General features: G+C 48.2%; 27 protein-coding genes, 1 pseudogene, 1 riboswitch and 1 other annotated feature. Of the genes and pseudogenes, 14 read left to right on the top strand and 14 right to left on the bottom strand.

All coding sequences use genetic code 11. The features are described 5' to 3' along the window. Positions 1-7: 7 nt before the first annotated feature. The 3 genes from FKZ59_RS07480 to FKZ59_RS07470 all read right to left on the bottom strand — a co-directional run bounded on the left by FKZ59_RS07480 (position 8) and on the right by FKZ59_RS07470 (position 1,189). Positions 8-256 (bottom strand): YwdI family protein, encoded by a 249-nt coding sequence (locus FKZ59_RS07480; protein ID WP_141602134.1) that lies wholly within the window; start codon positions 254-256, stop codon positions 8-10. Next, entirely contained in the window at positions 253-432 is a 180-nt protein-coding gene (locus tag FKZ59_RS14935; RefSeq protein WP_141602133.1) for a uracil-DNA glycosylase, read from the bottom strand. Before FKZ59_RS14935 ends, FKZ59_RS07480 begins: the two co-directional genes overlap by 4 nt. Before the next feature lie 79 nt (positions 433-511). Continuing rightward, entirely contained in the window at positions 512-1,189 is a 678-nt protein-coding gene (locus FKZ59_RS07470) for a uracil-DNA glycosylase (protein WP_141602236.1), read from the bottom strand. A gap of 252 nt (positions 1,190-1,441) precedes the next feature. Between FKZ59_RS07470 and thiD the strand changes: the two genes are divergently transcribed. The 7 genes from thiD to ilvA all read left to right on the top strand — a co-directional run bounded on the left by thiD (position 1,442) and on the right by ilvA (position 9,274). Further along, positions 1,442-2,278, top strand: coding sequence for a bifunctional hydroxymethylpyrimidine kinase/phosphomethylpyrimidine kinase (gene thiD / locus FKZ59_RS07465; RefSeq protein ID WP_141602132.1), 837 nt, complete (start codon positions 1,442-1,444; stop codon positions 2,276-2,278). A gap of 198 nt (positions 2,279-2,476) precedes the next feature. Then, on the top strand, positions 2,477-2,824 hold the full coding sequence (locus FKZ59_RS07460; protein ID WP_141602131.1) for a YojF family protein: 348 nt from the start codon (positions 2,477-2,479) through the stop codon (positions 2,822-2,824). A gap of 12 nt (positions 2,825-2,836) precedes the next feature. Continuing rightward, entirely contained in the window at positions 2,837-3,520 is a 684-nt protein-coding gene (bshB2, locus tag FKZ59_RS07455; RefSeq protein ID WP_141602130.1) for a bacillithiol biosynthesis deacetylase BshB2, read from the top strand. A gap of 599 nt (positions 3,521-4,119) precedes the next feature. Continuing rightward, on the top strand, positions 4,120-4,503 hold the full coding sequence (locus tag FKZ59_RS07450; RefSeq protein WP_141602129.1) for a DUF485 domain-containing protein: 384 nt from the start codon (positions 4,120-4,122) through the stop codon (positions 4,501-4,503). After that, entirely contained in the window at positions 4,503-6,053 is a 1,551-nt protein-coding gene (locus FKZ59_RS07445) for a solute symporter family protein (RefSeq protein WP_141602128.1), read from the top strand. Before FKZ59_RS07450 ends, FKZ59_RS07445 begins: the two co-directional genes overlap by 1 nt. Positions 6,054-6,311: 258 nt before the next feature. Beyond that, entirely contained in the window at positions 6,312-7,664 is a 1,353-nt protein-coding gene (locus FKZ59_RS07440) for a YjiH family protein (RefSeq protein WP_141602127.1), read from the top strand. 350 nt (positions 7,665-8,014) lie between these two features. Beyond that, entirely contained in the window at positions 8,015-9,274 is a 1,260-nt protein-coding gene (ilvA, locus tag FKZ59_RS07435; protein WP_141602126.1) for a threonine ammonia-lyase IlvA, read from the top strand. A 324-nt stretch (positions 9,275-9,598) separates the two neighbouring features. Here ilvA and FKZ59_RS07430 read toward each other — a convergent pair whose 3' ends face one another. The 3 genes from FKZ59_RS07430 to FKZ59_RS07420 are packed head-to-tail and all read right to left on the bottom strand — an operon-like array spanning position 9,599 to position 12,454. After that, on the bottom strand, positions 9,599-10,393 hold the full coding sequence (locus FKZ59_RS07430) for an ABC transporter ATP-binding protein (protein WP_141602125.1): 795 nt from the start codon (positions 10,391-10,393) through the stop codon (positions 9,599-9,601). Positions 10,394-10,420: 27 nt separating this feature from the next. Then, positions 10,421-11,410 (bottom strand): ABC transporter permease, encoded by a 990-nt coding sequence (locus FKZ59_RS07425; RefSeq protein ID WP_141602124.1) that lies wholly within the window; start codon positions 11,408-11,410, stop codon positions 10,421-10,423. A gap of 33 nt (positions 11,411-11,443) precedes the next feature. Beyond that, the gene (locus tag FKZ59_RS07420; RefSeq protein ID WP_141602123.1) at positions 11,444-12,454 is read right to left on the bottom strand and encodes an ABC transporter substrate-binding protein; all 1,011 of its coding nucleotides are present in this window, start codon (positions 12,452-12,454) and stop codon (positions 11,444-11,446) included. Between the two features lie 369 nt (positions 12,455-12,823). Continuing rightward, a riboswitch (PreQ1 riboswitch) is annotated at positions 12,824-12,867 on the top strand. A gap of 11 nt (positions 12,868-12,878) precedes the next feature. Here FKZ59_RS07420 and FKZ59_RS07415 point away from each other — a divergent pair. Then, positions 12,879-13,367, top strand: coding sequence for a QueT transporter family protein (locus FKZ59_RS07415; protein WP_141602122.1), 489 nt, complete (start codon positions 12,879-12,881; stop codon positions 13,365-13,367). 323 nt (positions 13,368-13,690) lie between these two features. Here FKZ59_RS07415 and FKZ59_RS07410 read toward each other — a convergent pair whose 3' ends face one another. After that, a complete protein-coding gene (locus FKZ59_RS07410; RefSeq protein WP_141602121.1) occupies positions 13,691-14,170 on the bottom strand; it encodes a hypothetical protein in 480 nt (159 codons plus the stop codon). Positions 14,171-14,295: 125 nt separating this feature from the next. Next, positions 14,296-14,523 (top strand) — a binding site (T-box leader). An 88-nt stretch (positions 14,524-14,611) separates the two neighbouring features. Between FKZ59_RS07410 and trpD the strand changes: the two genes are divergently transcribed. From trpD to trpB (FKZ59_RS07380), 6 genes are all read left to right on the top strand, one after another. Continuing rightward, positions 14,612-15,646 (top strand): anthranilate phosphoribosyltransferase, encoded by a 1,035-nt coding sequence (gene trpD, locus FKZ59_RS07405; protein WP_141602120.1) that lies wholly within the window; start codon positions 14,612-14,614, stop codon positions 15,644-15,646. Further along, positions 15,646-16,443, top strand: coding sequence for an indole-3-glycerol phosphate synthase TrpC (trpC, locus tag FKZ59_RS07400; protein WP_141602119.1), 798 nt, complete (start codon positions 15,646-15,648; stop codon positions 16,441-16,443). The genes trpD and trpC overlap by 1 nt, the downstream gene beginning before the upstream one ends. Continuing rightward, positions 16,440-17,078, top strand: coding sequence for a phosphoribosylanthranilate isomerase (locus tag FKZ59_RS07395; protein WP_141602118.1), 639 nt, complete (start codon positions 16,440-16,442; stop codon positions 17,076-17,078). Before trpC ends, FKZ59_RS07395 begins: the two co-directional genes overlap by 4 nt. A gap of 59 nt (positions 17,079-17,137) precedes the next feature. Beyond that, positions 17,138-18,328, top strand: coding sequence for a tryptophan synthase subunit beta (gene trpB, locus FKZ59_RS07390; protein WP_141602117.1), 1,191 nt, complete (start codon positions 17,138-17,140; stop codon positions 18,326-18,328). Continuing rightward, positions 18,325-19,107 carry a tryptophan synthase subunit alpha gene (gene trpA / locus FKZ59_RS07385; protein ID WP_141602116.1) on the top strand — a complete coding sequence of 261 codons (783 nt, stop codon included), beginning with the start codon at positions 18,325-18,327 and terminating at the stop codon, positions 19,105-19,107. Before trpB (FKZ59_RS07390) ends, trpA begins: the two co-directional genes overlap by 4 nt. A gap of 249 nt (positions 19,108-19,356) precedes the next feature. Continuing rightward, positions 19,357-20,523, top strand: a complete 1,167-nt coding sequence (gene trpB, locus FKZ59_RS07380; protein ID WP_141602115.1) for a tryptophan synthase subunit beta — start codon at positions 19,357-19,359, stop codon at positions 20,521-20,523. A 175-nt stretch (positions 20,524-20,698) separates the two neighbouring features. Here the strand turns inward: trpB (FKZ59_RS07380) and FKZ59_RS07375 are convergent, their stop codons facing one another. The 7 genes and pseudogenes from FKZ59_RS07375 to FKZ59_RS07350 form a co-directional block, all read right to left on the bottom strand. Further along, entirely contained in the window at positions 20,699-21,652 is a 954-nt protein-coding gene (locus tag FKZ59_RS07375) for an NAD-dependent epimerase/dehydratase family protein (RefSeq protein WP_141602114.1), read from the bottom strand. 111 nt (positions 21,653-21,763) lie between these two features. Beyond that, positions 21,764-22,084: a YolD-like family protein gene (locus tag FKZ59_RS07370; RefSeq protein WP_141602113.1), complete on the bottom strand. Its 321-nt coding sequence runs from the start codon at positions 22,082-22,084 to the stop codon at positions 21,764-21,766. A 145-nt stretch (positions 22,085-22,229) separates the two neighbouring features. Beyond that, positions 22,230-23,528 (bottom strand): Y-family DNA polymerase, encoded by a 1,299-nt coding sequence (locus tag FKZ59_RS07365; protein WP_181733226.1) that lies wholly within the window; start codon positions 23,526-23,528, stop codon positions 22,230-22,232. 225 nt (positions 23,529-23,753) lie between these two features. Continuing rightward, the gene (locus FKZ59_RS07360) at positions 23,754-24,293 is read right to left on the bottom strand and encodes a cysteine hydrolase family protein (protein ID WP_141602112.1); all 540 of its coding nucleotides are present in this window, start codon (positions 24,291-24,293) and stop codon (positions 23,754-23,756) included. A gap of 211 nt (positions 24,294-24,504) precedes the next feature. After that, the gene (locus FKZ59_RS07355; protein ID WP_141602111.1) at positions 24,505-24,807 is read right to left on the bottom strand and encodes a DUF2269 family protein; all 303 of its coding nucleotides are present in this window, start codon (positions 24,805-24,807) and stop codon (positions 24,505-24,507) included. Positions 24,808-24,812: 5 nt separating this feature from the next. Next, positions 24,813-24,956, bottom strand: coding sequence for a hypothetical protein (locus FKZ59_RS14710; protein WP_181733221.1), 144 nt, complete (start codon positions 24,954-24,956; stop codon positions 24,813-24,815). 144 nt (positions 24,957-25,100) lie between these two features. Beyond that, positions 25,101-25,295: pseudogene (locus tag FKZ59_RS07350) on the bottom strand (IS1634 family transposase); the annotation flags it as partial.

The following is a 25,295-nucleotide window of genomic DNA, read 5'->3' as shown; positions in this document are numbered from 1 at the left end:
TATTTTATTAAAAATCAAAAATCGAATCCCCATTGGCATCTTCGTCTTCAATTTTAACCGGGGAGAGAAGGGGCTCTCCGCTGGCCGGCGGGAGTTCTTTCCGGACAGCCTGCGCCCGCTGTTTTTCATTCAGCACCACATCGCACATTGCCCGGATTCCGCTCAGCAACTCGCGGAATTCCCGGTCATCCTTTGCATTTTTCGCTTTTATCACGTATTCTTCCATTTCTTCAAGCAATCGTTGGTAGGTGATCATCTTCTCTCCCCCTTGCTTTTTTTCGGCTCAAACTTTAAACATTCCATCCCGGAAGATTGTTTGACTACGATGGACGGGATTTGCCCCGTTTTGAAATTGTAGGCAGTACACCCCCGTGGATGGCCAGGATCCCATGTCACTTTGAAATATTTGCACCGGAAACAGTTCACTTTCATGGCTTCCCGCCTTTACTTCAATGTACCAAATTTTGTGGGATGTGAAAAGTTTTATTGGTGTCGCCGGATTTGGGACGTTTTATTCCAGGCACCAATCAATCGGTTCTTTTCCCCAGGCGGCCAGTTGCGCGTTGATTTTCGAAAACGGGCGGCTTCCGAAAAATCCCCGGTGGGCGCTCAACGGGCTCGGATGCGGCGCCTGCAAAATGCAGTGATGGGAGCCGTTCCGTTCGATGATGGCGCGCTTTGTCTGGGCAGGTCTTCCCCATAATACAAAGACGATCGGGTCTTCCCGCTGCGCCAATTTTTCGATGACGGCATCGGTGAATTGCTCCCAGCCCATCCCCTGGTGGGAATTGGCCTGCCCCTGTCTCACCGTCAACACCGTGTTTAACAGGAACACTCCCTGCTTCGCCCATTTCATCAAATACCCGTCTTTCGGTATCGGGCAGCCTAAATCGTTGTGCAATTCGATAAAAATGTTTCGGAGGCTCGGAGGATGCGGCACTCCCGGTTTCACGGAAAAACACATGCCGTGCGCCTGTCCCGGACCATGGTAAGGATCCTGGCCCAAAATCACCACTTTCACATCTTTGTAAGGAACGGTGTAAAAGGCGCTCATGACTTCCTCTTTTGGCGGATAGACGATTTGAGTGCTGTATTCTTTCGCTATAAATTTTCTTAAATTTTGATAGTATGGTTTTTCAAACTCTTCCTGCAAAATTTCCTGCCAATCATTGTCGAACACTTTTTTCATTTCGATACACCTCATTTTCAACCTACTCCAATACGCCGGGAGAATCAATAGCGGTTTTCGATTTTATTCCTTTTCCAACCCCTTCATGCCGGGATGTCCGGCCCCTGCAGGTTGCAATGATTTCTTCTTTCTCCTATTATTTAAATTGTCAAAGAACGTGACATTATCAAAATATTTAATTCTGGCTATTTTTATATAGTCAGTTAAGCAATATAATGGAAATGGATCCAGACAAAACAGGAGATGAGGAAAGTGACATTGAAGAAAACGTTGACGATCGCCGGGTCGGATGCTTCCGGAGGCGCCGGAACCCACGCCGACTTAAAAACTTTCCAGGAATACGGCACTTACGGAATGCAGGCGTTGACATGCATCGCCACAATGGACCCGGAGCGCGGCTGGAAACACAGCGTCTATACTTTGCCGATTGAAGTATTGAAAGAGCAGCTGAAAACAGCCATTTCCACGGGAATTGACGCGGTCAAAACAGGAATGCTTCCAAATGAAGAAGTCATCCGGGTTGCGGCGGAAGGCATCGAAGCTTCCGGAACAGACAATGTTGTCATCGACCCGGTGATGGTTTGCAAAGGCGAAGATGAGGTATTGAATCCGGGAAATGTCGAAGCAATGATCCAATATTTGCTCCCTCTCGCTTTAGTAACGACTCCCAACCTGTTTGAAGCCGGTCAATTGGCCGGAATGAAAACGCCCAAAACCATTGATGAAATGAAACAGGCCGCAGAAAAAATCCATGCATTGGGCGCAAAAAATGTCGTGATCAAAGGAGGCCGCTCCCTTGCGACGGATAAAGCCCTCGATCTGTTTTTTGATGGAAACAAATTCTATGCATTGGAAACAGATCCGGTTGCAACGTCATACAACCACGGCGCAGGGTGCACTTTTGCGGCGAGCATCACGGCCAATTTGGCAAAAGGCCTTCCAGTCAAAGAAGCGATTGTCGCTTCGAAAGAATTCGTTTCAGCAGCAATCCAGCATGGCTGGCGGCTGAACCAATATGTCGGACCGGTCATGCACGGGGCGAAAAATGTGTACGGAGCCCCTGAAGTAACCATCCGCGAAATTGACTGATCAATCCTGATCATGGTTCCCCTTTTTATAGGAAATTTCAAGAAAAATTGCATGATTGATGGAAAATGCCCGTACAATAAAATGTACGGGCATTTCTCTTTTTCTGGGAATTTCTCATTCATGCGGCTTTTTCTTTTCATTGTGTGGAATTTTTTACTATACTAATGACATAAGTTCACGGGGAAAGGAGAATGGGTAATGAAGGAAGTTGATGTGCAAGACCTTCAAAAATGGATCGATTCCTTTGCAAATAAGGATGTATATATACACCTCGAAACGACGAACGGCTCGTACGCAACCCATTATAATGAACAATTTTTCAACGCCAGCGCTTTTATCCGCAACGCGAAAATCCGGTATGAATACGGCAAGGTGATCGACGACAATCCCCACCGTGTCGGATTGAAACTGGAAAACGGCTGGGTCTATGCGCAAGGAATCACCCATTATGAATTGGATGAACAAGGACGGCTCCTGATGGCAGGGTTAAACCCGGAAGGAAAATTGGCCGTTGCATTGGAAATCAGCGAAACGCCATTTAAGTAAGGGGGATGAAACATGACTGTCAAACCAGAGCGCCACGTTTTACTCGTCTTTCCTCATCCGGATGATGAATCTTTTTCATCCGCCGGCCTCGTCCGCATGTACCGCAACATGGGAGTTCCGGTTACATACGCTTGCCTCACTTTGGGAGAAATGGGACGGAATCTCGGGAATCCTCCTTTTGCGACGCGCGAATCTTTGCCGGAAATCCGCAGGAAAGAATTGCTGAAAGCCTGCGAAGCCATGGGCATAGAAGATCTTCGCATGATGGGATTCCGGGATAAAACGATCGAATTTGAAGATGATGAAAAAATGGTGAAGCTTGTACAGGATTTGATTGATGAATTGAACCCTTCCCTCATCATCACCTTCCTGCCGAATTACTGCGTCCACCCGGATCATGAAGCGACTGCCCGCGCCGTTGTGGAGGCGGTGCGCCGCATGCCGAAAAACGAGCGCCCCGTGGTGTACGGCGTCGGCTTTGCCACGAACACGGTCGCCGAAAAAGGGGAACCGGACGTCGTCATCGATATTACGGAAGTCAAAGAAGATAAATTGAAAGCGTTGCAGGCCCACGATTCCCAAACGGCATGGATGATCGAAGAAAACCAAAAACGGATTGACGAGGGCCAGCCGATGAGCGACAGCTGGTTCCATTACGAGAAGTTCTATACGATCCGCTTTGATGATGAAGAATAAAAAATAATAATTTTTTCTTTGGCAGTACAGACCATCCGACCGGTTTGTACTGCTTTTTTTTATGCAGGACGCCCGGGAGCATGCCGGTTAAGGGGCCCCCAATTTTCTGAAAAAAGAATAATTTTCCCTTTTTCCGCCGGCTTTTCATCAACATCCTTTGATGTTCCTCTGCAAAAACAACAAAAAATTCTCTGTCAAGAAAAAAATTTTTATTTTTTGCAATTATCAATTTTTTATCATTTCCTTTTGTTATATAACACCCTTGGACCAACTTGTTCCCCGCCGGTTATTATCCAACATTTTCATGTTGGAAATATATTATTCTACGTTATGTTTTGTTTTCTCTTTTTTATACAGATAAATTGTCAAAAATTCTTCAAGTAAAACGTTTCTGGCCGGATTCTCCCTCATAAAAACCCCCATCCAGCAACTGGTGCTGCAAAGATAGATTATTGATATGGAATTTTTTGAGAGTTCAAGACCGCCGAAAATTAATATTGAATTATAAGAATTTGTCCCCTAGAATAGTATCTTGTAAAAGGGATGGGGCAGAAATTTATTGAATAAAACAGAATAATTTTTCTTAAGGGGGAAATTGCATGACGAATGTAACTACAATGAGAAATGCTCAAGTAGCGAAACAAAAATCAGAAGTTTCTGTAAAATCGTCCAGAAATGATTCCATTAATTTCGATCAAATCTATGAAATGGAATCATTCAACAAGTTTGTAAGAAAGAAAAATGCCTTTTTATTCGGTACAACTGGTGTTTTCTTGTTCCTCTACATTTTATTGCCAATTCTTGCGTTCACACCTGTATTACAACAGAAATGGATCGGCAACATCACCGGTGTATGGGTATATTCGGCGGGGCTATTTGTCATGACTGTTGTGCTTTGCATGGTCTATACGAAAATGGCGCCGAAATTCGACCAAATGGCTTCAGAAGTATTGAGCGAATATGAACAAGGCGGTGCAAAATAATGGATTTGGTTACAGTAATATTCTTCCTGGGGATTGTAGGATTGACTTTGGTTGTAACATATATCGCCGCGAAACGGACTTCTTCCGCAAGCGATTTCTATACGGCGGGCGGAGGATTGAAAGGCTGGCAAAACGGGTTGGCCATTGCCGGCGACTATTTGTCCGCGGCGGCATTCCTGGGCGTATCCGGCGCCATTGCGTTGACGGGATTTGACGGATTCTTCTTCTCCGTCGGCTACGTTGTGGCAAACCTGGTGCTTCTTTACATTATCGCCGAACCGATGCGCAATCTCGGACGTTATACGCTGGCGGATATGTTGACTGCCCGTTTCAGCGAAAAGCGCGTCCGCGGAATTGCGGCCACTTCGACCATCACCATCGTGATTTTATACATGATTGCCCAGCTTGTCGGCGCGGGCGCCCTGATCAAATTATTGTTCGGCATCGATTATTGGTTGGCCGTGCTGATCGTCGGCGTCATGATGACGACTTATGTATTGTTCGGCGGCATGACGGCTACATCCTGGGTGCAAATCATCAAAGCTTGCCTGCTTTTATTTGGTACAACTTTGCTGGCGTTTTTAGTGCTTTGGAAATTCGACTTCAGCCTGATGAAAATGTTTGATACGATTTCAACACAGCATGGCGACCAGTATCTGGTTCCTGGAATGAAATATACGTCCATGATCGACTCCGTTTCCATGATGATGGCGCTCGTTTTGGGCACATCCGGCTTGCCGCATATTTTGATGCGCTTCTTTACGGTAAAAGACGCCAAAACGGCCCGCACTTCCATTTCATGGACAACTTGGGTCACAGCCATTTTCTTCTCGTTGACGATCTTCCTTGGATTCGGTGCCATGCACTTTGTGGGAATCGATACAATCAAGGCGGAAAATGCTGCCGGCAATACCGCCGCTCCGCTTCTGGCAGAATTTTTGGGAGGCAACATTTTATTGTCCTTTATTGCGGCCGTGGCATTCGCGACGATTTTGGCGGTTGTTTCCGGCCTGGTGTTGACTGGCGCTTCTGCCATTTCCCATGATATTTACGGCGAAATTTTAAATGATGGCAAACTTTCGGAGAAGCAGCAAGTGCTCGCTGCCCGCATCGGCTCCATCTCGATTGCTGTGGTTTCCATCATTTTGGCGCTCTTTGCCCAAAGCCTGAACGTTTCTTTCCTTGTATCATTCGCTTTCTGTATCGGCGCATCCGCCAACTTGCCGGTGATTTTATACACAATTTACTGGAAACGATTCAATTCAAACGGTGTCATTGCCGCGATGGCGACAGGGCTTATTTCCTGCCTCGTATTGGGCGCTATGGGGCCGAATGTATGGAATCCGGTGGAAGGCGCGGCCATTTTCGTGGGCGAACCGCTTGTTCCGCTTTCCGTTCCGGCCATCATTACGATTCCTTTGGGCTTCATTGCCGGATATCTGGGAACCGTATTGACGGCGAAAAAATCTTCTGACGCGGAAGAGATCTATAAAGAAATCCGCGTAAAAGCCAACACAGGCGTAGCAGTTTCCGAAGTTTCCCATCATTAATAGCTCCTTAATGCACATCCCTTGAATACTGGGTTTATGATTCCCATTTCACATCCCAACACACCATTTTTTATCAAAAATGGTGTGTTTTTCTTTTTTATAACAATTCCCCCCGCAGAATTCAGTCAAATAAGAATAAAAAATATTCAAAAAGTAGAAAATTTCGAAATACTATTACTTTTTCCCCGCATATGGACATTTGTATAAATACCATTTATAGTGTATAAACATGCAGAAAAAATTTTACGAGGGGTTCATATGAATAAGAAATTTCATCCATTAATATGGTTTTTGTTTATTGGTCTTTCGGTGATCGGAATCTTTTTATTTATCGTTCCCGTCCAGTCTCCGGACGGGCTGAAAGTGCCTATTGCGCTTCTTGCCAATTGGCTTTCGTCCAATATCGTCTCTTTCATCCATTGGTTTGCCTACATCGTATTTATCATTTCCGCAATCGGCTCCATTGTGATGCATTTTGTGCCTCAGAGCGGAAAAGTGACGGTTTTCGACGTGTTGTTCCGCACCCATCTGTTCTGGACGATCATGCGGGTGCTTGCGGTCATTTTCGCGACATTGTATTTGTTCCAAATCGGTCCGGAAGCGTTCACGAGCGAAAATACGACCGGCTTATTGCTCAATCCGGATGGCGGTCTGGTGACGATGCTTTTTGCTTTGTTCTTCTTTGCCGGATTGCTGTTGCCGCTGTTGACGGACTTCGGGCTTTTGGAGTTTTTCGGTTCCATGATGGTGAAGATCATGCGCCCGATTTTCAAAATTCCCGGACGGGCCGCCATTGACTGCCTGGCTTCCTGGGTCGGCGACGGTACAATCGGCGTGCTTTTGACGAGCAGACAATATGAAGAAGGAAATTATACCGCGAGGGAAGCCGCCGCCATAGCGACGACCTTTTCCGTTGTTTCCATCACTTTCTGTTTCGTGATTATCGAAACGGTGGACCTTGGTCAATATTTCTTGCCGTTTTACGGAACGGTCATTTTGACCGGTTTCATATTGGCGGTGATCATGCCGAGAATCTACCCTCTCCGCAACAAGCCGGATACATTTTTTGACGGATCCTCCCCCGAAAAGCATCGCGAAGATGTGCCGGAAGGATTTAATCCGTTTACCTTCGGGCTGCAAAATGCCTTAATGAAAGCCGAAAGCAACAAAAATTTGTTAAGGGTGGCCCAGGGCGGATTGAAAAATGTATTGGAAATGTGGATAGGCATTACCCCTGTCATCGTGGCATTCGGCACCATCGCCCTGATTCTCGCCGAATATACGAGCTTCTTTAAAATTCTGGGCATGCCGTTCGAACCGATATTGCAGCTGCTCCAAATCCCTTATGCGGGAGAGGCGGCCCAAACGATGATCATCGGCTTTGCGGACATGCTGCTCCCTTCCATTTTGGGGGCGGACATCGAATCGGAATTGACCCGCTTCTTTATCGCAACGGTTTCCGTAACCCAGTTGATTTACATGTCCGAAGTCGGCGGATTGATTTTGGGCACGAAGCTTCCATTGAAATTGTGGGATTTGTTTGTCATCTTCTTGATCCGCACCATCATTTCGATACCGATTGTGGCGCTCATCTCCCACTTGATTTTCTGACGCAAAAAATGCGGTTGGGGAACCGGACTGCGTGGCGGTCCGGTTTTCTTTTCCGCTCTTTTTTTTTGATTTTTTTGGACCGGGCTGCGGTACGGCCGGCTTATTTTTTTCAATGATAGCGCTTTAACGCTTTGCCGGCATAATTTTTCATTTTTTCATGGATAATTCCTTGATTTTTTTAGGGCGTGTCTTTAGACTATTCTGTATATTATTTATATTTCAAAAGGTTTTTTTCTGAATATTCCATACATACTTGGAAGTATTGTGAAAAGTGCCGGTTAATTTCGAAAAATAATGAATCTTATGTTAAAATATATAAATGCTGAATCTTTATGGAGGTTACAATTGAAATGGAAGTTGCGGATAAAAGTTTTACAGTCGAAAACATCATCAGAGCCCAACATCAATTGAAAGACGTCGTGATTCATACGCCTTTGCAAAAGAATGAATACTTGTCAGAAAAGTACGGAGCGAACATTTATTTAAAGCGCGAAGATCTCCAATCCGTGCGCTCCTTCAAGTTGCGGGGCGCCTATTATAAAATAAAGAAAATCGAAGACGAAGCCCGCGAAAGAGGCGTCGTGTGCGCCAGCGCCGGCAACCATGCCCAGGGCGTGGCCTATTCCTGCTCCCATTTAAAAATCAAAGGGACTATTTTTATGCCGCTTACCACACCAAAACAAAAAATCGACCAGGTGCGCATGTTCGGCCGCGATTATGTGGAAATCGTGCTCGCCGGCGATACATTTGATGATTCGGCCAATGCGGCGATGGAATATTGCAACGAACATAACATGATCTTCATCCATCCTTTCGAAGATTACGATATTATCGCCGGACAAGGCACTGTGGGCGTCGAGATTTTGAACGACATCGACGAGCCCCTGGACTTTGTATTCGGCGGAATCGGCGGCGGAGGTTTGATGAGCGGAGTGGCCGCCTATATCAAAAACATTTCACCGACGACAAAAGTCATCGGCGTCGAACCGGAAGGCGCCCCAAGCATGAAAGCGGCCTTTGAAAACGGCGGCCCGATCACCCTTGAAAAGATCGACAAGTTCTGCGACGGTACAGCCGTTCAATGCGTCGGCCAAAAAACGTACGAAATTTGCCGCAAGTATTTGGATGACATTATTACCGTGCCGGAAGGAAAAGTATGTACGACAATCCTTGATTTGTATAACAAGCATGCCATCATCGCCGAACCATCCGGCGCGTTGCCGGTGTCAGCCCTTGATTTGTATGCCGATCAGCTGAAAGGAAAAACGGCGGTGGCCATCATCACCGGCGGCAACAACGACATCAGCCGCATGCAGGAAATCAAGGAAAAATCTTTATTATATGAAGGATTGCTTTATTACTTCATCGTCAACTTCCCTCAACGGGCAGGAGCGCTTCGCCAGTTCCTGACAGTGGTGCTTGGCCCTACCGATGACATCATCCGTTTCGAATACACGAAGAAAAACAACAAAGAGGAAGGTCCGGCCTTGGTCGGCATCGAAGTCAGCAAACCGGAAGACTATAATGGCATCATCGAACGCATGCGCATGAACGGCTTCGAGTTCAAAGAAGTGAACAAAGACAGCACATTGTTTGGATTGTTGATTTAAAAAACCCCCGGGTCTTTCGTGCCCGGGGTCTTCTTTTGCCGGTTATGCACGGATTGCAATGCTTTATGTGCGGATTGGGACGTTTTATGTCCGGTTTCGCAGCTTATGTGCGAATTTCATTCAATAAGGGATTTTCGCAGTATCGAAAATTAAATTTTGCCCTCATAATAAAAAAAGCAAAAACCATTGAAAGGTTTTTGCTTTTTTACTTGCCTGCACCATGAAAAAAGCGGATGCCCGGCAAGTTCGGATACCCGCTCTCCCAAAGGCGATTTATGATGGAACCGCCACATCGTACAGTCCGATATTTAAACTCGTCTCCATTCAGCCCAACAACGTTCGGTCAGTGGCCATTTTTTCGCCGCGGATGCGTTCAAATTCCGCCATCAGGTCAGGGATGGTCAGATTCGGTTTCTGGTCTTCGTTCACTTCCAAAATGATCTGTCCTTTGTCCATCATGATCAACCGGTTTCCCAAATCGATGGCCTGCTGCATATTGTGGGTTACCATCAGCGTCGTAAGTTGGTTTTCTTCGACCAATTGCTTTGTCAAATTCGTAATCAATTCGGCCCGGGATGGGTCAAGCGCCGCCGTATGTTCGTCCAGCAACAGAATCGACGGTTTCGTAAAAGTCGCCATCAACAGGGACAACGCCTGCCTTTCCCCTCCGGACAACAATCCGACTTTGGCGTTCAGACGGTTTTCCAAATTCAAATGCAATTTTTCCAGAGCCGTGCGGAAGAAATCCCGGCGTTCCCGGTTCACTCCCAACCGCAGCGTGCGGCTGGAATTCCGGGCATAGGCAATCGCGAGGTTCTCTTCAATCGTCATCGATGGAGCCGTGCCTGCCATCGGATCCTGGAAGACCCGCCCGATGTAGCGCGAACGTTTATATTCAGGCAAATTCGTCACATCTTTTCCATCGATCCATACTTTCCCGACATCCGGAGTTAACACACCGGAAATCATGTTCATCATCGTCGATTTCCCTGCACCGTTGCTCCCGATGACCGTCACGAAATCCCCCGGTTTGAGGTGCAGATTGATATGATTTAACGCCACTTTTTCATCCGGCGTTCCTTCATTGAAGATTTTCGTAATTCCTTCTAGCTTGAGCACAATGTCCGCCCTCCCTTCTTGCTGCCTTTATACTCTGGCTTGAAGGCGCTTTGCTTTGCGCTTCTTCTGTTTTTGTTTCTCGATGGCCTGCGGAACAATCAACGCCAAGATGACGATGACGGCCGTAATCAGCTTCATGTCGCTTGCGTCAAGGAATGGCACGCGGAGTGCAATCGCCAATACAATGCGGTAAATCATCGCACCGACAATGACGGCCAACGTTGTGCGCATGATGGATTTCGTGCCGAAAATCGCTTCCCCAATAATGACAGAGGCAAGCCCTACCGTGATCATCCCGATCCCCATTGTGGCATCGGAATATTTGGAATATTGGGCGATTAACGCGCCGGAAAACGCCACAAGCGCATTGGATAGGCCCACTCCCAAAATGATCAGGTTGTCGGTATTGGCCGAAAAGCTGCGGATCATCCGTTTATTGTCCCCTGTTGCGCGGATGGCGAGCCCGATTTCCGTTTTGAGGAACCAATCGACGATCAACTTGATCACAAGCGTCACAACGATCATCATAAAAAGATTTCCCCAAGTTTGCGGAAGGGTTTGGGCGCCAAGACCCGCCACAATATTATTGATAAATGAATCAATCCCTAATGGTTCCCAAATTTTTGCAAATTTCGCGAAGATGGTTTCACTATTCAGGAGGGGAACGTTCGGAAGGCTCGTTGCGTTCTCAGTCGAGAGGCCCATGATTCGCAGGTTGACGGAATAGAGGCCAATCATCATGATGATTCCGGCAAGGAGCGGGTTGATGTTCCCTTTGGTATGTAATATGCCTGTAATACATCCTGCAATAAACCCTGCAAGCAGGGCGACAAGCGAAGCAACAATCGGGTGATATCCCAGGACGATCATCGTCGCCGCCGTGGCCGCACCCGTTACAAAGCTACCATCTACCGTCAAGTCTGGAAAATCTAACACTCGGAATGTCAGATACACTCCGAGTGCCATAATTGCGTAGATGATTCCTTGCTCAACTGCCCCGAACATTGCTGTAAACATACTGAATCATCTCTCCTAACATGCTCGAATTCATTATTTTTCCGTTTCTACCAATTCCGCTTTCCAGTCATCTTTGATTTCGATGCCCAGTTTTTCCGCAGTGTCTTTGTTCACAACCAATTTCAATGTTGCCGGATATTCTGCAGGGATTTCCGCAGGAGTCGCTTCGCCTCTTAAGATTTTTGCGGCCATTTTTCCAGCCTGGTAACCGATGTCATAATATTCGAAACCGAACGCCAACAATCCGCCGCGTTTTACAGAGTCGAATTCGCCCACTACAAGAGGCAATTTGTTGACTTCCGCCACTTGAACGATGGATTCAAGGGCTGATACCACCGTGTTGTCCGTAATGATATAGAACGCATCCACTTTGCCGATCAATGATTCCGCCGCCTGCTTAATTTCCGAGCTTTGGGCTACCGTCGCAGTTTCCACTTTCATTCCCAAAGAATCAGCAATTTCTTTCACCTGGTTCACTTGCGCCACGGAGTTTTGTTCCCCGGCGTTATAAACCATACCGATTTTTTCAATGTTCAATTCGTTTTTCATGAATTCGACAGTCGTTTTGATGGCATCCGGATGCAAGTCGATCGTACCTGTCACGTTTCCTCCAGGAGATTCAATGGAATCGATCAATTGCGCTTTCACCGGATCCGTCACGGATGTGAAAACGATTGGAATATCGCTTGTTACGTTTTTCGCAGCTTGCGCGGATGGTGTGGAGTTCGCGAAAATCAAATCCACTCCCGCACTTGCGAGGTTCTGAGCGATTTGCGTATTTAAGCTGTTATCGTTCTGCGCGATTTGATAGTCGTATTTCACTTTCAATCCTTCATCTTTCAACGCGTCCTGGAATCCTTTGTATGCCGCGTTCAAAGACGGGTGTTCGACGATCTGTGTTACCCCGATTTTATATGTTTTTGTCTCTTCCCCATCTTTTTTGTCTTTTGATTCGGATGTATTGTCATTACCGCCGCCGCAAGCAGCCAAAATCAAAATTAAACCGATCAGTAAAAATGATAGTTTTTTCATACTACTTTTCATATAATCCCCCCACTGTTTGTATTAAAATTCTGATGATTTCAATAAAAAAACTTTTCGCTTTATTCTGATAAAGCTAGAGTTTAACGTTATATTACATTTTCGACAAAAAACAGTCAATAACATTAGAAATGTTCTGAATTTATAAATATTCATTTTATTAAATCAATTATAATAATTTATTGCTTTAAACCGCTAAATTACATTAATTTTATGCAATAAATTATTATCCAAAAATAACGAATATTTTGTGAGGAATTTGTGAAATTTGATATTTATAAAAAAAATCTACAATTATATTAGTTAAAATATTCCAAGAGCCAATTTGATACTTTCCTTCTATTGTGATATTATGAATTTTTGTGTGTCCATCACACCGTGGTTCGCGAAATCCCACGATAAAAAACTAAGGAGTGACTTATTTTATATGAAACCGAAATTTTTGGCCGTTACGGCAATTATTGCTGCCCTTTATATCGCTGTAACCTATACCCTGTCCTTTTTAAGCTATGGGGAAATCCAATTTCGCATCGCCGAAATTTTCAATCATCTGGTAGCCTTCAATCCCCGCTATATGTTGGCGGTTGTTTCGGGAGTATTCATCGCCAATCTGTTTTCGCCGCTTGGCTGGTTCGATTTGGTGTTTGGCGTATCGCATTCCGTCATCTGCTTGACCATTCTGATCATCGTCGGCAAATATGTGAAAAATGTGATATACCGCATGTTGATCAATTCATTCGTCTTTACGTTCATGATGTGGATCATTGCCTTGGAGTTAAAGTTGGCGCTGGAACTTCCATTCTGGCTTTCCTGGCTCACAACGGCCATCGGGGAAGCGGTTGTTCTCTTCGTCGGCATCCCGATTATGAAGCTGTTGGACAAGCGGCTGGATTTCAAGAATTTAATCGGCCGGTAAACAGCGGATTCGAAAGAGCGAATGCAGGCCATTCGCTCTTTTTTTGATGGATGGACGGCAGGGGGCTTCTTCCGCAGGATTGCGCCTGGCGGATGGAGGGCCGGTTTGGGCAGATAACACCTGGCCTTGGGCGGATAATTCCTCAGATTGAGCAGTTACCCCCTGCCTCGGGCGATTACCTCTCTCACTTGGGCAGATAGCTCCCTCGCTTGGGCAGTTAACCCTCGGTCTCGGGCGGATCACACCTCGGCTTGGGCACATAACTCCCTCGCTTGGGCAGATAGCCCCTTCACTTGGGCAGTTATCTCCTGGCCTCGGGCGGATCACACCTCGGCTTGGGCACATAGCCCCCTCGCTTGGGCACTTAATCCCCTGGCTCGGGCGATTACCTCTCTCACTTGGGCAGATAGTTCCCTCGCTTGGGCAGTTATCTCCTGACCTCGGGCGGATAATTCATCAGCTTTGGCACATAACCCCCATATCGGGGCACTTAACCCCCACACTCGGGCACTTGAACCCTCCTCTAACGCATTTAATCCCCATTCTCGCGCACTTATGCTCCCAACCAAAGCACATACCCCCCATACTCGTACTCCTAACCAATCTTCTGCATATCCCGTCCCCAATTCCCTTCCCGCACCGCCGCTTTCCCTGCTATCCGACAACATCTCGAATGTAAGCTTTTTGGGACGGTTTTGGGATATTGGGACGGAAAACACGCTATCCGACAACATCTCGAATGTAAGCCCTTTTTTACTGTCTTCCCCCTTTTTCATTTCGAATTGCTCGAAAATTATTGACATTCGTACAATTTCTGAATAAAATATTCATCAACTAAATTGTTCGTGGCGGAGAAATGTTGTGGAAGCACAGCCACCGCACCGATAGATTAGTTGAGTTGAGCAGAGTTTAGTTGAGAATAGCCGAGCCAAAATTGATGAGTAAGGAATAGTAGCGAAATGCGCATGCCGGAGAGAGCCAGTGGTCGGTGAAAACTGGCGCATGCCTTTCGTGAATGGGCCTTACGAGAGCAACTGCGCAAGTGGTTGACGTCTTTCCCGCGTTACTGGGAAGTGCCTGGAGGTTGGGCACACTGAGGTGGAAGTATGAACTGCTTCAACAGAGGTGGCAACGCGGCAGCAATGTCGTCCTCTGCAAACGGGGTTTTGCGCCCGTTTGCAGAGGATTTTTTTATTTCGGCTATTCTATCTAAACTTCAAATTATAAATTTGGAGGATGATAGAATGGATATTCAAACTTTTACAAAACGCGTACAACAAAAAGAAAACTTGCCTTACGATGACATGATCCAGGCGGCGAAAATCCTTTTTGACGAGGAAACGCCAAAAGAGGACATCAAGGAATTTTTGCTTGCCCTCCGTGAAAAAGGAGAAACTGCCGAGGAGGTTGCCGCCCTTTCCATCGTCATGAAATCCAATGCCGTCCGCATCCCTGTGCCGGAAGGGCCTTATATCGATAATTGCGGCACCGGAGGCGATGGGCTGCAAACCTTCAACATCAGCACAACTTCCGCATTCGTGCTGGCCAGCAGCGGCGTCAAAGTGGCCAAACATGGCAACCGGAAAATTTCCAGCTCTTCCGGCAGCGCCGATGTTCTGCAGGCATTAGGCATCCATACGGATTTCACCGTCGAAGAATCCGTGCAATTGCTCAAGCAGGAAGGCATCGTTTTCCTATACGCCCCTGCCGTTCACCCGAAACTCAAACGCATCGGCGAAGTTCGACGGGACATCGGAAAACCGACAATCTTCAACCTGGTCGGCCCTTTGACAAACCCTGTGGATTTGGACGTCCAGCTTGTCGGCATCAACCGTCCGGATTTCGTCGAAGAATACGCAAAAGTATTGCGCATTTTAGGCCGCAAACGGGCCATCGTCGTATCCGGTTCCCAAGGAATGGACGAAGCGTCCCTGGATCACCGGAACCGCGCCGTGCTGCTTGAAAACGGCGACATCCGGCCTTTGACCATCGATATCGAACAATTGGGATTGCAGCCGGCAACGGTTTCGCACCTGCGAGGCGGCACACCGGATGAAAATGCCGAAATTTTAAAGGCCCTCTTAAAAGGCAAACGCACGCCATATTATGATGCCGTTGTATTAAATGCGGCCCTCGGTTTCTACGCTTACGGCACCGCCGATTCATTGAAGGACGGGGTGGCCATCGCCCGAGAAGCCATCGAATCCGGCCGCGCCTATGAGAAGCTGGAGGCGGTCGTCGAGTTCAGCCAAAACATTATAAAGGAGCAAACAGTCTGATGACGATTTTGGATACCATCATCGAACATAAAAAAACCCTTCTTCCAAAATTGAAAGCAACGAAGCCTGAACGGAACGTCCCTTTAAAGAAACGCCCGTCCCTGTACGAAACTTTGCGGAAATCGGACACCCTTCAGGTCATTGCCGAAATGAAGCGGGCCTCCCCTTCCAAAGGGATCATCAATGCGGAAGCCGATCCGGTCGAACAGGCAAAGCGCTATGAAAAAGCCGGAGCCGCCTGCATTTCGGTTTTGACGGAAGAAAAGTTTTTCAAAGGTTCCTTCGAAGATTTAGCGGACATTTCCAAAAATGTAAACCTTCCTATATTAAATAAAGATTTCATCATCGATCCGGTGCAAATCGATTATGCCCTTCACGCGGGCGCATCGGTCATTCTGCTGATTGTTGCAGCCCTGGATGACGAAACGTTGTCCGAATTGTACGACTATGCGACAAGCCGCGGATTGGAAGTGCTCGTGGAAGTGCACAACGAAGAAGAGCTGGAGCGGGCCCTCCGCCTTCATCCGAAACTGATTGGCGTCAATAACAGGGATTTAAAAACGTTCCATATGGATTTGGCCCAAACGGAAAAATTGGCCAATATCATCAACCAATACGAAGACATCGCCTTCATCAGTGAAAGCGGCATTTTTGAGACAGCCGACGCCGAACGGGTGGCAAAGGCCGGCGCCCGGGCCATTCTGGTCGGAGAATCGTTGATGCGAAGCGGAAATCCGGAAGAGACATTGGCATCTTTCCAAGTCAAACTTCCGACGGCGGAGGATGTCAAGCCATGACCAAGGTAAAAATTTGCGGATTGAAAGAACCGGAGCATGTGCTCTGCGCCGTCAATGCGGGAGCGGATTTCGTCGGCTTCGTGTTTGCGCCGAGCAGACGGCAGATTACCGTTGAACAAGCGGCCCGGCTCGCGGAACTTGTACCGGCCCACGTCAAAAAAGTCGGAGTCTTCGTCAATCCCTCCGAAGCGGAAGTGCGGGAAGCTTTTGAAAAAGTCCCGCTCGATTATGTGCAATACCACGGCAATGAAGACCCCGACTTTATCAAAAAACTGGGCTGCCCTTCCATCAAAGCCTTTTCCATCCGGGACGCCAAGGATGTCGAAAAAGCCGCCGGATATCAGGCGGATTACTATCTGTTCGACGCTCCCGGAACCGATTACGCCGGCGGGAGCGGCAAAGTCTTTGACTGGTCATTGCTGGAGCGCCTTTCCATCCCGAGGGAGAAAGTGATTCTGGCGGGAGGTCTCAACCCCGCAAACGTCCGGCAGGCGGTTGCCGCCGTCCAACCTTTCGCCGTGGATGTCTCAAGCGGTGTGGAAAAGAACGGGAAAAAATGCTGCGAACTGATCCAATCGTTCATCCAGGCTGCAGCCGCTTCAACACAAACCGTGCGTATAAATGAACGTAAATAATACGCTTAACATCAAGCTGCCAACCATTTCACAACAAACCGTAAAAGGAGCTAATTGACATGACGATGACAACAAAAGGCAAATTCGGCCGTTTCGGAGGCCAATTTGTTCCGGAAACTTTAATGACCGCTTTGCAAGAGCTGGAAGAAGCCTATGAACATTATAAGCAGGACGAATCCTTCCAACAGGAACTTCGCTACTATTTAAAAGAATATGTGGGCAGGGAAACGCCCCTCTATTTTGCCCAACGCCTCACAAAACATTGCGGCGGCGCGAAAATTTATTTGAAACGCGAAGATTTGAATCACACGGGTGCTCACAAAATCAACAACGCCCTCGGCCAGGCATTGCTCGCCAAAAAAATGGGGAAAACGAAAATCGTGGCCGAAACGGGAGCCGGCCAGCACGGTGTGGCAACGGCGACCGCCTGCGCCCTTCTCGGCATGGAATGCATCGTCTTCATGGGAGCCGAAGATGTGAAGCGCCAAGCCTTGAACGTGTTCCGCATGGAGCTTTTGGGCACAAAAGTGGTGGCGGTCGAAAAAGGATCAAGAACATTAAAAGACGCGGTCAATGAAGCGCTGCGATACTGGGTGACCAATGTGGAAACAACCCATTACATTTTGGGTTCCGCCTTGGGTCCGCACCCCTTCCCTGTCATTGTCCGCGATTTCCAACGGGTGATCGGAGATGAAACCAAGAAACAAATTTTAGAAAAAGAAAACCGCCTTCCGGATGCGGTCGTTGCCTGCATCGGCGGCGGAAGCAACTCCATCGGCATGTTCTATCCGTTCATCGAAGATCGAGAAGTCGCTTTGTACGGCGTGGAAGCGGCCGGCAAAGGATTTGAAACCGGGAAACACGCGGCCGCGATCAACGCCGGAAAAACAGGCGTGCTGCATGGCGCTTTTATGTACCTGTTGCAGGATGACAACGGCTTCGTGCAGGAAGCCCACTCCATCTCCGCAGGGCTCGACTATCCGGGAGTCGGACCGGAACATTGCTACTTGCATGAAACCGGCCGCGCCAAATACGTGATGGCGACGGATGACGAAGCGCTTGCGGCAGTGAAACTTCTTTGCCGGACGGAAGGCATCCTCCCCGCCCTTGAAAGCGCCCATGCCGTCCATTATGCGACGGAACTGGCAAAAACGATGGATCCGGACCAAATCATCGTCGTATGCCTGTCCGGCCGCGGCGACAAAGACGTGCATACCATTTATGACGCCCTTGGAGGTGAGCTGGCATGAGCCAAATCAAAGAAGCGATTTTGGAAACGAACCGGCAAGGCCATAAAGCCTTTATTCCATATATTATGGCGGGCGACGGCGGACTTGAAAAACTAAAACCGACCATTTTGAAGCTGCAGGAGCTGGGCGTTACGGCCATCGAAGTGGGCATCCCTTTCACCGACCCGGTTGCGGACGGACCGACGATCGAGGAAGCCGGCGTGCGGGCTTTGGCCAATGGGACCACTCTGCGCAAAGTGCTCGAAACCCTTGCCGGCTTTGCCCATGAAATCAAGATTCCGTTGATTGCGATGACGTATTTGAATCCGGTGCTTGCTTACGGCATCGGCCAATTCGCCAAAGACGCCCATAAGGCGGGCATCCGCGGCGTCATTATTCCGGATATGCCTCTGGAAGAAAGCGATTTGGTCCATCCGGCGCTTAAGGCAGCCGGCATTGACCTGGTGCAGCTCGTTTCATTGACAAGCACGCCGGAACGGATTGAAAAATTGACGAAAGCCAGCGAAGGATTTATTTATGCCGTGACGGTCAACGGAATCACCGGCGCCCGCTCCTCTTTCGAAGGCGATTTGGAGAGCCATTTCAAAAAAATCCAAAGCTATACCGATACGCCTGTATTGGCAGGGTTCGGCATTTCCACCCCTGAACATGTCAAACAATTCGGCTCCTTTACAAGCGGCGTCATCGTCGGCAGCAAAATCGTCGACAGTCTGGCAAAGGGCGACTGGGATGCTATCGAAAATCTCGTCAAAGCTTCAAAAACCGTTCCATTGGCTTAAACGTTTCGCCTTGCGTGCTGCGGCAATATCGGCCCTCCGCGGAGATATCGCCCCTTCTTTGAATTTGAAGTTTGCGGCGATTTCGCCGCGTTTGGCAATCTATCGGCAGCGCGGGTTTTGTCCGCCGTTTTTGCGGACACCCCGCCCGTTATTGACAGATTTTTGTTACAATATCGACTGTTCCGTAAATTTGATATTGAAATCGATGCGCTCTGAGACAATAATATTAAAAAAGGAGTTGTAATCATCATGAGCCAAACATTAATCAAAAACGGATATTACGGCAATTACGGCGGAAGCTTTGTGCCGGATGAAGTGCAAAAAGTTCTCGACCGGATCGCGGAAGAATTCGCGAAAGTGAAAGACGATCCGGATTTCAACAATGAACTGAACTACTACTTGAAAGAATATGCCGGCCGCGAAACGCCTCTTTATTTTGCAAGAAATTTAACGGAAAAATTGGGCGGCGCCAAAATTTATTTAAAACGGGAAGATTTGAACCATACCGGCTCCCATAAATTAAACAACGTGCTGGGCCAAATTTTGCTTGCCAAACGCATGGGTGCAAAGAGAATCATCGCGGAAACCGGAGCGGGACAACATGGGGTTGCCACTGCGACAGCCGCCGCGATGTTCGGCATGGAATGCACGATTTACATGGGGGCAAAAGATACGAAACGGCAAGCGTTGAACGTGTTCCGCATGGAGCTTCTCGGCGCCAAAGTGGTGGCCGTCGACAAAGGAAACGGCTTATTGAAAGAAGCGGTCGATGAAGCATTCATGGATTTGGTGAAAAACCATGACAACACATTCTATCTGCTTGGATCGGCAGTCGGTCCTACGCCATATCCCGAAATCGTGGAACATTTCCAATCCGTCATCAGCCGTGAAAGCCGCGCGCAACATTTAGAAAAAGAAGGAAAACTTCCGACAGCGGTCATTGCGGCAGTGGGGGGCGGCAGTAACGCAGCCGGTGCGTTCGCGCATTACATCAATGATGAAAACGTGCGCTTGATCGGGGTGGAACCTGCCGGCGCGGCAACCATTACAAAAGGCAAACCTGGCGTTCTTCACGGTTTCAAAAGTTATGTCCTTCAAGATGAGGAAGGCAATTTGCTTGAAACGGACTGCATCGCTGCCGGATTGGATTATCCGGGAGTAGGCCCGCTTCATGCTTACTTGCATGAATCCGGACGCGGCGAATATGTGACTGTCACAAACGACGAAGTGTTGGATGCATTCCAGGTGTTGTCCAGAACGGAAGGCATCATTCCTGCCCTTGAAAGCTCCCACGCAGTCGCTTATGCGTTGAAATTTGCGCCGACTTTATCGCCTGAAGATACGATCATCGTCAACATTTCCGGACGCGGCGATAAAGACGTGCAGCAAGTATTTGAATTGCTGAAAAACAAATAAGATCCGGGGGTGCTTATCAGAGAGGCCCCGCAAAATCCTTTTAAAATAAAAAAGGGGATGTTCGCATTTTGCCGAACTCCCCTTTTGATTTTGCAGCCATGTCACGGCGAATACGCCGGATCATTGCGATGTCCGCTGTCATGGAGAATCTATGTCAAGAACCCTTCGAATTCCTTTATAACGGCGTCCTGCTCTTAATGCCGCCCCCGATTTTATCGAGCATATCGATGGTCATCGCTTTCAAATCATACTTCGGATTGAATCCCCAGTCGGCAACCGCCCGGGATGAATCGATGTTGTTCGGCCAGCTTTCGGCGATGCTTTGCCGCACCGGATCGACATCGTATTTGATTTCAAAATGCGGAATATGCTTTTTGATTTCCGCCGCGATTTCCGACGGATCGAAACTCATGGCGGAAACATTGTAGGCGTTGCGGACCGTCAATTTGGCAGGATCCGCTTCCATTAATTCCACGATGGCGTTCAATGCATCGGGCATATACATCATATCCATATAAGTGCCTTCCGCAATATAAGAAGTATAACTCCCTTCATTCACCGCTTTATGATAAATTTCCACCGCATAATCGGTCGTCCCTCCCCCGGGCGGCGTTCCCGGCGAAATCAGGCCCGGAAAACGGAGACCCCTGACATCCACGCCATAGCGCAAATGATAATAATCGCAGAGCAGCTCCCCTGCCACTTTATTCACCCCATACATGGTCGTCGGCCGCTGCAACGTTTCCTGAGGGGTGTCGTTTTTCGGAGTCGATGGGCCGAATACGGCAATGGAGCTTGGATTGAACAATTGCATATTCAATTCTTTGGAAACTTCCAATGCATTCAACAGGCCGCCCATGTTCAATTCCCATGCCAGAATCGGCTTGATTTCCGCCGTTGCCGAAAGCAGCGCCGCCAAATGGATCATCGTATCCGCTTTGAACTTTTTCGCCACTTCGTACATTTTCAACGCATCGAGGACATCCAGCACTTCGAAGGGTCCGTCATGGTTCTTGTCTTCCCGTATATCCGTTGCCAGGACATTGTCTTTTCCATATTCAATCCGGAGCTTTCTCACCAATTCGGAACCAATCTGTCCAAGCGCACCTGTGACAATGATTCTCTTCATTTCGCCCCTCCTCTGTCGAGTGATTATGGAACATATAAATGTGCCGTAAACTATTTATATGCCGGCGTTTACCGATGGGCTATTCATTCGACCAGAGGAGGGTTTTTATTTTTATTCCATCACCGTGATGCCGCAGATGGATTCAAAGGGGAAAGCGCGGCCGTCCTCGAATGTGCAGATGCGCCGTTTGCCGTCGAGTTCGGCGATTTTTCCCGCCGCTTTAAAGATGCGCCGGTTTTGCCAAATTTTCAGCTCGACTTCACAGTGATTGGCGCATGCCGCGATGAGCTGTTCATTCAAATCCTGCAAAGCCCATTCATCCAGAACCGGCCTCTCTTCGCATCTGTCCTTCTCTCTCCATTCCCTGAGCATTTTCACATGTTCCGGGAGCATCATCGCGTTCCATTTGATATTCCCCCGATCTCGAATCATCTTTCTTCACCTCTTTTGTTTCGAAGAATTTGGGTGGTGGCGGTGGAAGCGATTTTGGAAGAACCGCAAACGGCGGCCTTTCCATTCCGCGTGCCTTCGGGAAGCGAATCCCGCACGAATCGGCCTTTTGCGGGCATCCATGTTTCTATTTCTTATGGCCGCCAAGAAACTGCGACCGATCCAGTGCGGTTCCCGCTTCCGTATAAGACACCGCGCGAAGGACGGCGGTCGGTCCGATTTTGGAACGCAAATAATCCATCGTCGCGCCAAGTTTCCGCCTTTTCCATTTTTGGCGGTCAAAAAAGCTCAATTGCATGGAGCGTTCCGTCTCCAACTTGGAAAGGCTGATGGTGATTTGTCTGACCGGGCGCTCGGCATAATATTCATCCAGCAGTTCTTTGCAGACTTCATAAATTTTCATCGTATCATTCGTCGGTTCGTCGATTGTCCGGGAGCGCAGGAACCCGCCCCCAAAGGCGTCTTTGCTGTAGCCCACGCCGAGGGAAACCGTCCGTCCCGCCTGATGCGCTTCCCTTGCCCGGCGAGCCACATCTTCGCACATTTCCAAAATGACCGTGAGAATCTCCCGGCGCGTCCGGTAATCCCGCATGAGCATCTGCCCCTTGCCGAAGCTGATCTGCCCCTCCGCAATAGGGGCGCCGAGAGGGGACAAATCGATTCCCCACGCATGGTAATATAATTGATTTCCCAAAATGCCAAAGCGGCTCTCCAACATCTCCAAATCCGCGCGAGCCAAATCCCCCACTTTGAAAATGCCCATATTGTTCAACGAGCGTTCCGTGCGGCGGCCAATCCCCCACATTTCCGAAAGGGGCGAAACGGGCCACAATTTTTTCGGAACATCTTCATAAGTCCATTTGGCAAAGTTCGTTTTCTTCGCTTCCAAATCCAAAGCCAATTTGGCCATCAGCATATTCGGCCCCATCCCTACCGCGCTCGGAATTTGGAATTGGCTGTAGATGCTTTTTTGAATGTATTTTGCCGTTTCTTCCGGCGGACCCCAAAGCTTTTCCGTGCCGGACAGATCCACGAAGCTTTCATCAATGCTATAGACATGGATCGCTTCTTTCGGTACGAATTGGTTGAGCAAATTGGTGATTTCCATGGACATTCGCACAAAAAATTCCATTTTCGGTTCAAACAGCCGGATGTCCGGATGTTTCGGTATTTCATAAAGGCGGGAGCCGGTTTTGATGCCAAAGCGTTTCTTCATCGGTGGTGATGCAGCGAGCACGACACTCCCCTTTTGCTCAAAGTTGCCTACGACCGCAATCGGCACTTCCATCGGATCCAAATTGTGCAGCATCGCCATGCAGCTGGCATAAAAACAGCGCATATCGATGCAAATGATCGAACGGTCCGGAAGAAGCTCGTACAATTCTTCGGGGCTAAAGTCCGTGTAATTCAGCGCATGGATGTGCATCATGGCCACCTCCGCTTATCCATTATATGTATAGATTATATGTGCAGAACGTATGTTCTATACCTCATTTTAAAATGAGACCATTGAGACGACAAGTGGGAAAACTTGGGAAAGAAATTCGGACGGTGATTGGGCAAGCGGATATCCGCACAAGCGCCATCCTGCCCCAAATAAAAACCATCCGGACGATCCCCGGATGGTCCCTTCTTTATTCCAAAAGCAACACTACTCCACCACTTCCGTAAAGAAGCATCTCTTCATATGTTCAATAAAAAGTTCGCCCTGATCCGTAAAGGTCGCGACGCCCCGCTTATGGACGGCCGTTTTGAATCCTTCCGCGTCGGCTCCGGCCACCGTCAAAAAGTCGCAGATGTCCGTGCACACGCCGCATACATGCACTTTCTCCACGCCGAGGGAACGCAGCTTGTCCGCAAGACCTGTGCGAAAGAACGCATTGTAATTTTCTTTCGGCTGCATGATTACATTCGGATGGTCTTTATGCTTTTCGTACCAGTCCTGTAGCTCCCCGTACAGCTGCTGCCCCTTCGTCCCGACCACATTGTGGGGCGGCCATAATGCAAAATGCGGGTCGTTCTCCTGATGGGCATCCATCGCAAAAACGACAATCTGATCCTTCTCCAAAAATTGATCGGCCATTTCCACAATATACGGCACAATTTCCTGTGCCGGTTTCCCGGCCGTCAAGCTGCCATCATCCGCCACAAAATCGTTGCTCATGTCCACAATCAGCAAAGCCTCTCGCATCACGACACCTTCTTTCCCTGATTTTATATTTCTATTGTATCATGGAAATTTTGGAAAGAAACGATGCCCCAAAAGGATTAATAAAATTGAGACATCTCCGCCGGACAGACAAAAACGGAGAATCCGGGCTGCGTCCGGATTCTCCTTTAATATGCATTATAATTAGCACTTTACTCAATAATATGCGTCTCAATGCCTTCCAAAGGGCCAATCAGAACGGTTTTACCGACATGAGGACAATCATGACCACCGCAATGAGGGAAGCTGTCATTCCCGCAGCGGCGATTTGTTTATTCAATGCTGCTGCATCGGCCGGAATGTCGCTGCCTTTGTAACCGTCCAAAATTTCGGAAACTTTTTTTACTCTCTTGCCCGTATATCCCACCGCCAAGTAGTGGGCGATGACGTATAGCACGATGGACGCAATGTACCAGCCTTGAGTGAACAACGATGTGTTAAGCGCGCCCATAATGAGCCCTGAGAGGATTAGGATGATGCTTCCCACTTTCGCCACACTCTCTACCTTTTCACGATTTGGTTGACAAAAACGAGGCTTTCTTTCGTCTTGCCGAAAGACTGGATGACCGGCATGGCAAAGGATGGTCCCATCCCCACAACCGCCGCCACCACATGGATAAGTACGAGCAATCCGTAAAGTGACATGTAAAATATCTCCAAATCCATAATTCTACTATAATTACTGTAAAAATGTTGACCCGAGTTCGACAGTCACTAGGCAAACAAAATGCCTCTCGCCCCTTGATACAAAAGGGATCGGAGGCATTTGGGCACACTTCGGGCGTGTATCTAGGTGCGAGGGTGGATGCCTAGAATCTTTGGAGGAGGTTCCAGCCCTAGAGCCGCAAGGAATAGCGCTTGTTTGGCCGTCAGTTCGGTTCGTTGATAAAGGTCGCCGTTTTTTGAAGAAAAATGTCCAAGCATGAGACGCTCGCATTCGTCTCTTACTTTCGGCCACGATTCATGAGTTCGGATCTCCACGAT

This window comes from Ureibacillus terrenus (genome assembly GCF_006569205.1).
Lineage (GTDB): Bacteria > Bacillota > Bacilli > Bacillales_A > Planococcaceae > Ureibacillus > Ureibacillus terrenus.
The sequence above is the reverse complement of the archived record's forward strand: the minus strand, read 5'-3'. Positions and strand labels throughout refer to the sequence as shown.

Bases quoted from the DNA above. Each gene is read 5' to 3' on its own strand.
- FKZ59_RS07480 (WP_141602134.1), bottom strand. From the start codon at position 256: ATGATCACCTACCAACGATTGCTTGAAGAAATGGAAGAATACGTGATA.
- FKZ59_RS14935 (WP_141602133.1), bottom strand. From the start codon at position 432: ATGAAAGTGAACTGTTTCCGGTGCAAATATTTCAAAGTGACATGGGAT.
- FKZ59_RS07470 (WP_141602236.1), bottom strand. From the start codon at position 1,189: ATGAAAAAAGTGTTCGACAATGATTGGCAGGAAATTTTGCAGGAAGAG.
- FKZ59_RS07460 (WP_141602131.1), top strand. From the start codon at position 2,477: ATGAAGGAAGTTGATGTGCAAGACCTTCAAAAATGGATCGATTCCTTT.
- bshB2 (WP_141602130.1), top strand. From the start codon at position 2,837: ATGACTGTCAAACCAGAGCGCCACGTTTTACTCGTCTTTCCTCATCCG.
- FKZ59_RS07450 (WP_141602129.1), top strand. From the start codon at position 4,120: ATGACGAATGTAACTACAATGAGAAATGCTCAAGTAGCGAAACAAAAA.
- FKZ59_RS07445 (WP_141602128.1), top strand. From the start codon at position 4,503: ATGGATTTGGTTACAGTAATATTCTTCCTGGGGATTGTAGGATTGACT.
- FKZ59_RS07440 (WP_141602127.1), top strand. From the start codon at position 6,312: ATGAATAAGAAATTTCATCCATTAATATGGTTTTTGTTTATTGGTCTT.
- ilvA (WP_141602126.1), top strand. From the start codon at position 8,015: ATGGAAGTTGCGGATAAAAGTTTTACAGTCGAAAACATCATCAGAGCC.
- FKZ59_RS07425 (WP_141602124.1), bottom strand. From the start codon at position 11,410: ATGTTTACAGCAATGTTCGGGGCAGTTGAGCAAGGAATCATCTACGCA.
- FKZ59_RS07420 (WP_141602123.1), bottom strand. From the start codon at position 12,454: ATGAAAAGTAGTATGAAAAAACTATCATTTTTACTGATCGGTTTAATT.
- FKZ59_RS07415 (WP_141602122.1), top strand. From the start codon at position 12,879: ATGAAACCGAAATTTTTGGCCGTTACGGCAATTATTGCTGCCCTTTAT.
- FKZ59_RS07410 (WP_141602121.1), bottom strand. From the start codon at position 14,170: ATGTCAATAATTTTCGAGCAATTCGAAATGAAAAAGGGGGAAGACAGT.
- trpD (WP_141602120.1), top strand. From the start codon at position 14,612: ATGGATATTCAAACTTTTACAAAACGCGTACAACAAAAAGAAAACTTG.
- trpC (WP_141602119.1), top strand. From the start codon at position 15,646: ATGACGATTTTGGATACCATCATCGAACATAAAAAAACCCTTCTTCCA.
- FKZ59_RS07395 (WP_141602118.1), top strand. From the start codon at position 16,440: ATGACCAAGGTAAAAATTTGCGGATTGAAAGAACCGGAGCATGTGCTC.
- trpB (WP_141602117.1), top strand. From the start codon at position 17,138: ATGACGATGACAACAAAAGGCAAATTCGGCCGTTTCGGAGGCCAATTT.
- trpA (WP_141602116.1), top strand. From the start codon at position 18,325: ATGAGCCAAATCAAAGAAGCGATTTTGGAAACGAACCGGCAAGGCCAT.
- trpB (WP_141602115.1), top strand. From the start codon at position 19,357: ATGAGCCAAACATTAATCAAAAACGGATATTACGGCAATTACGGCGGA.
- FKZ59_RS07375 (WP_141602114.1), bottom strand. From the start codon at position 21,652: ATGAAGAGAATCATTGTCACAGGTGCGCTTGGACAGATTGGTTCCGAA.
- FKZ59_RS07370 (WP_141602113.1), bottom strand. From the start codon at position 22,084: ATGATTCGAGATCGGGGGAATATCAAATGGAACGCGATGATGCTCCCG.
- FKZ59_RS07365 (WP_181733226.1), bottom strand. From the start codon at position 23,528: ATGCACATCCATGCGCTGAATTACACGGACTTTAGCCCCGAAGAATTG.
- FKZ59_RS07360 (WP_141602112.1), bottom strand. From the start codon at position 24,293: ATGCGAGAGGCTTTGCTGATTGTGGACATGAGCAACGATTTTGTGGCG.
- FKZ59_RS14710 (WP_181733221.1), bottom strand. From the start codon at position 24,956: ATGTCACTTTACGGATTGCTCGTACTTATCCATGTGGTGGCGGCGGTT.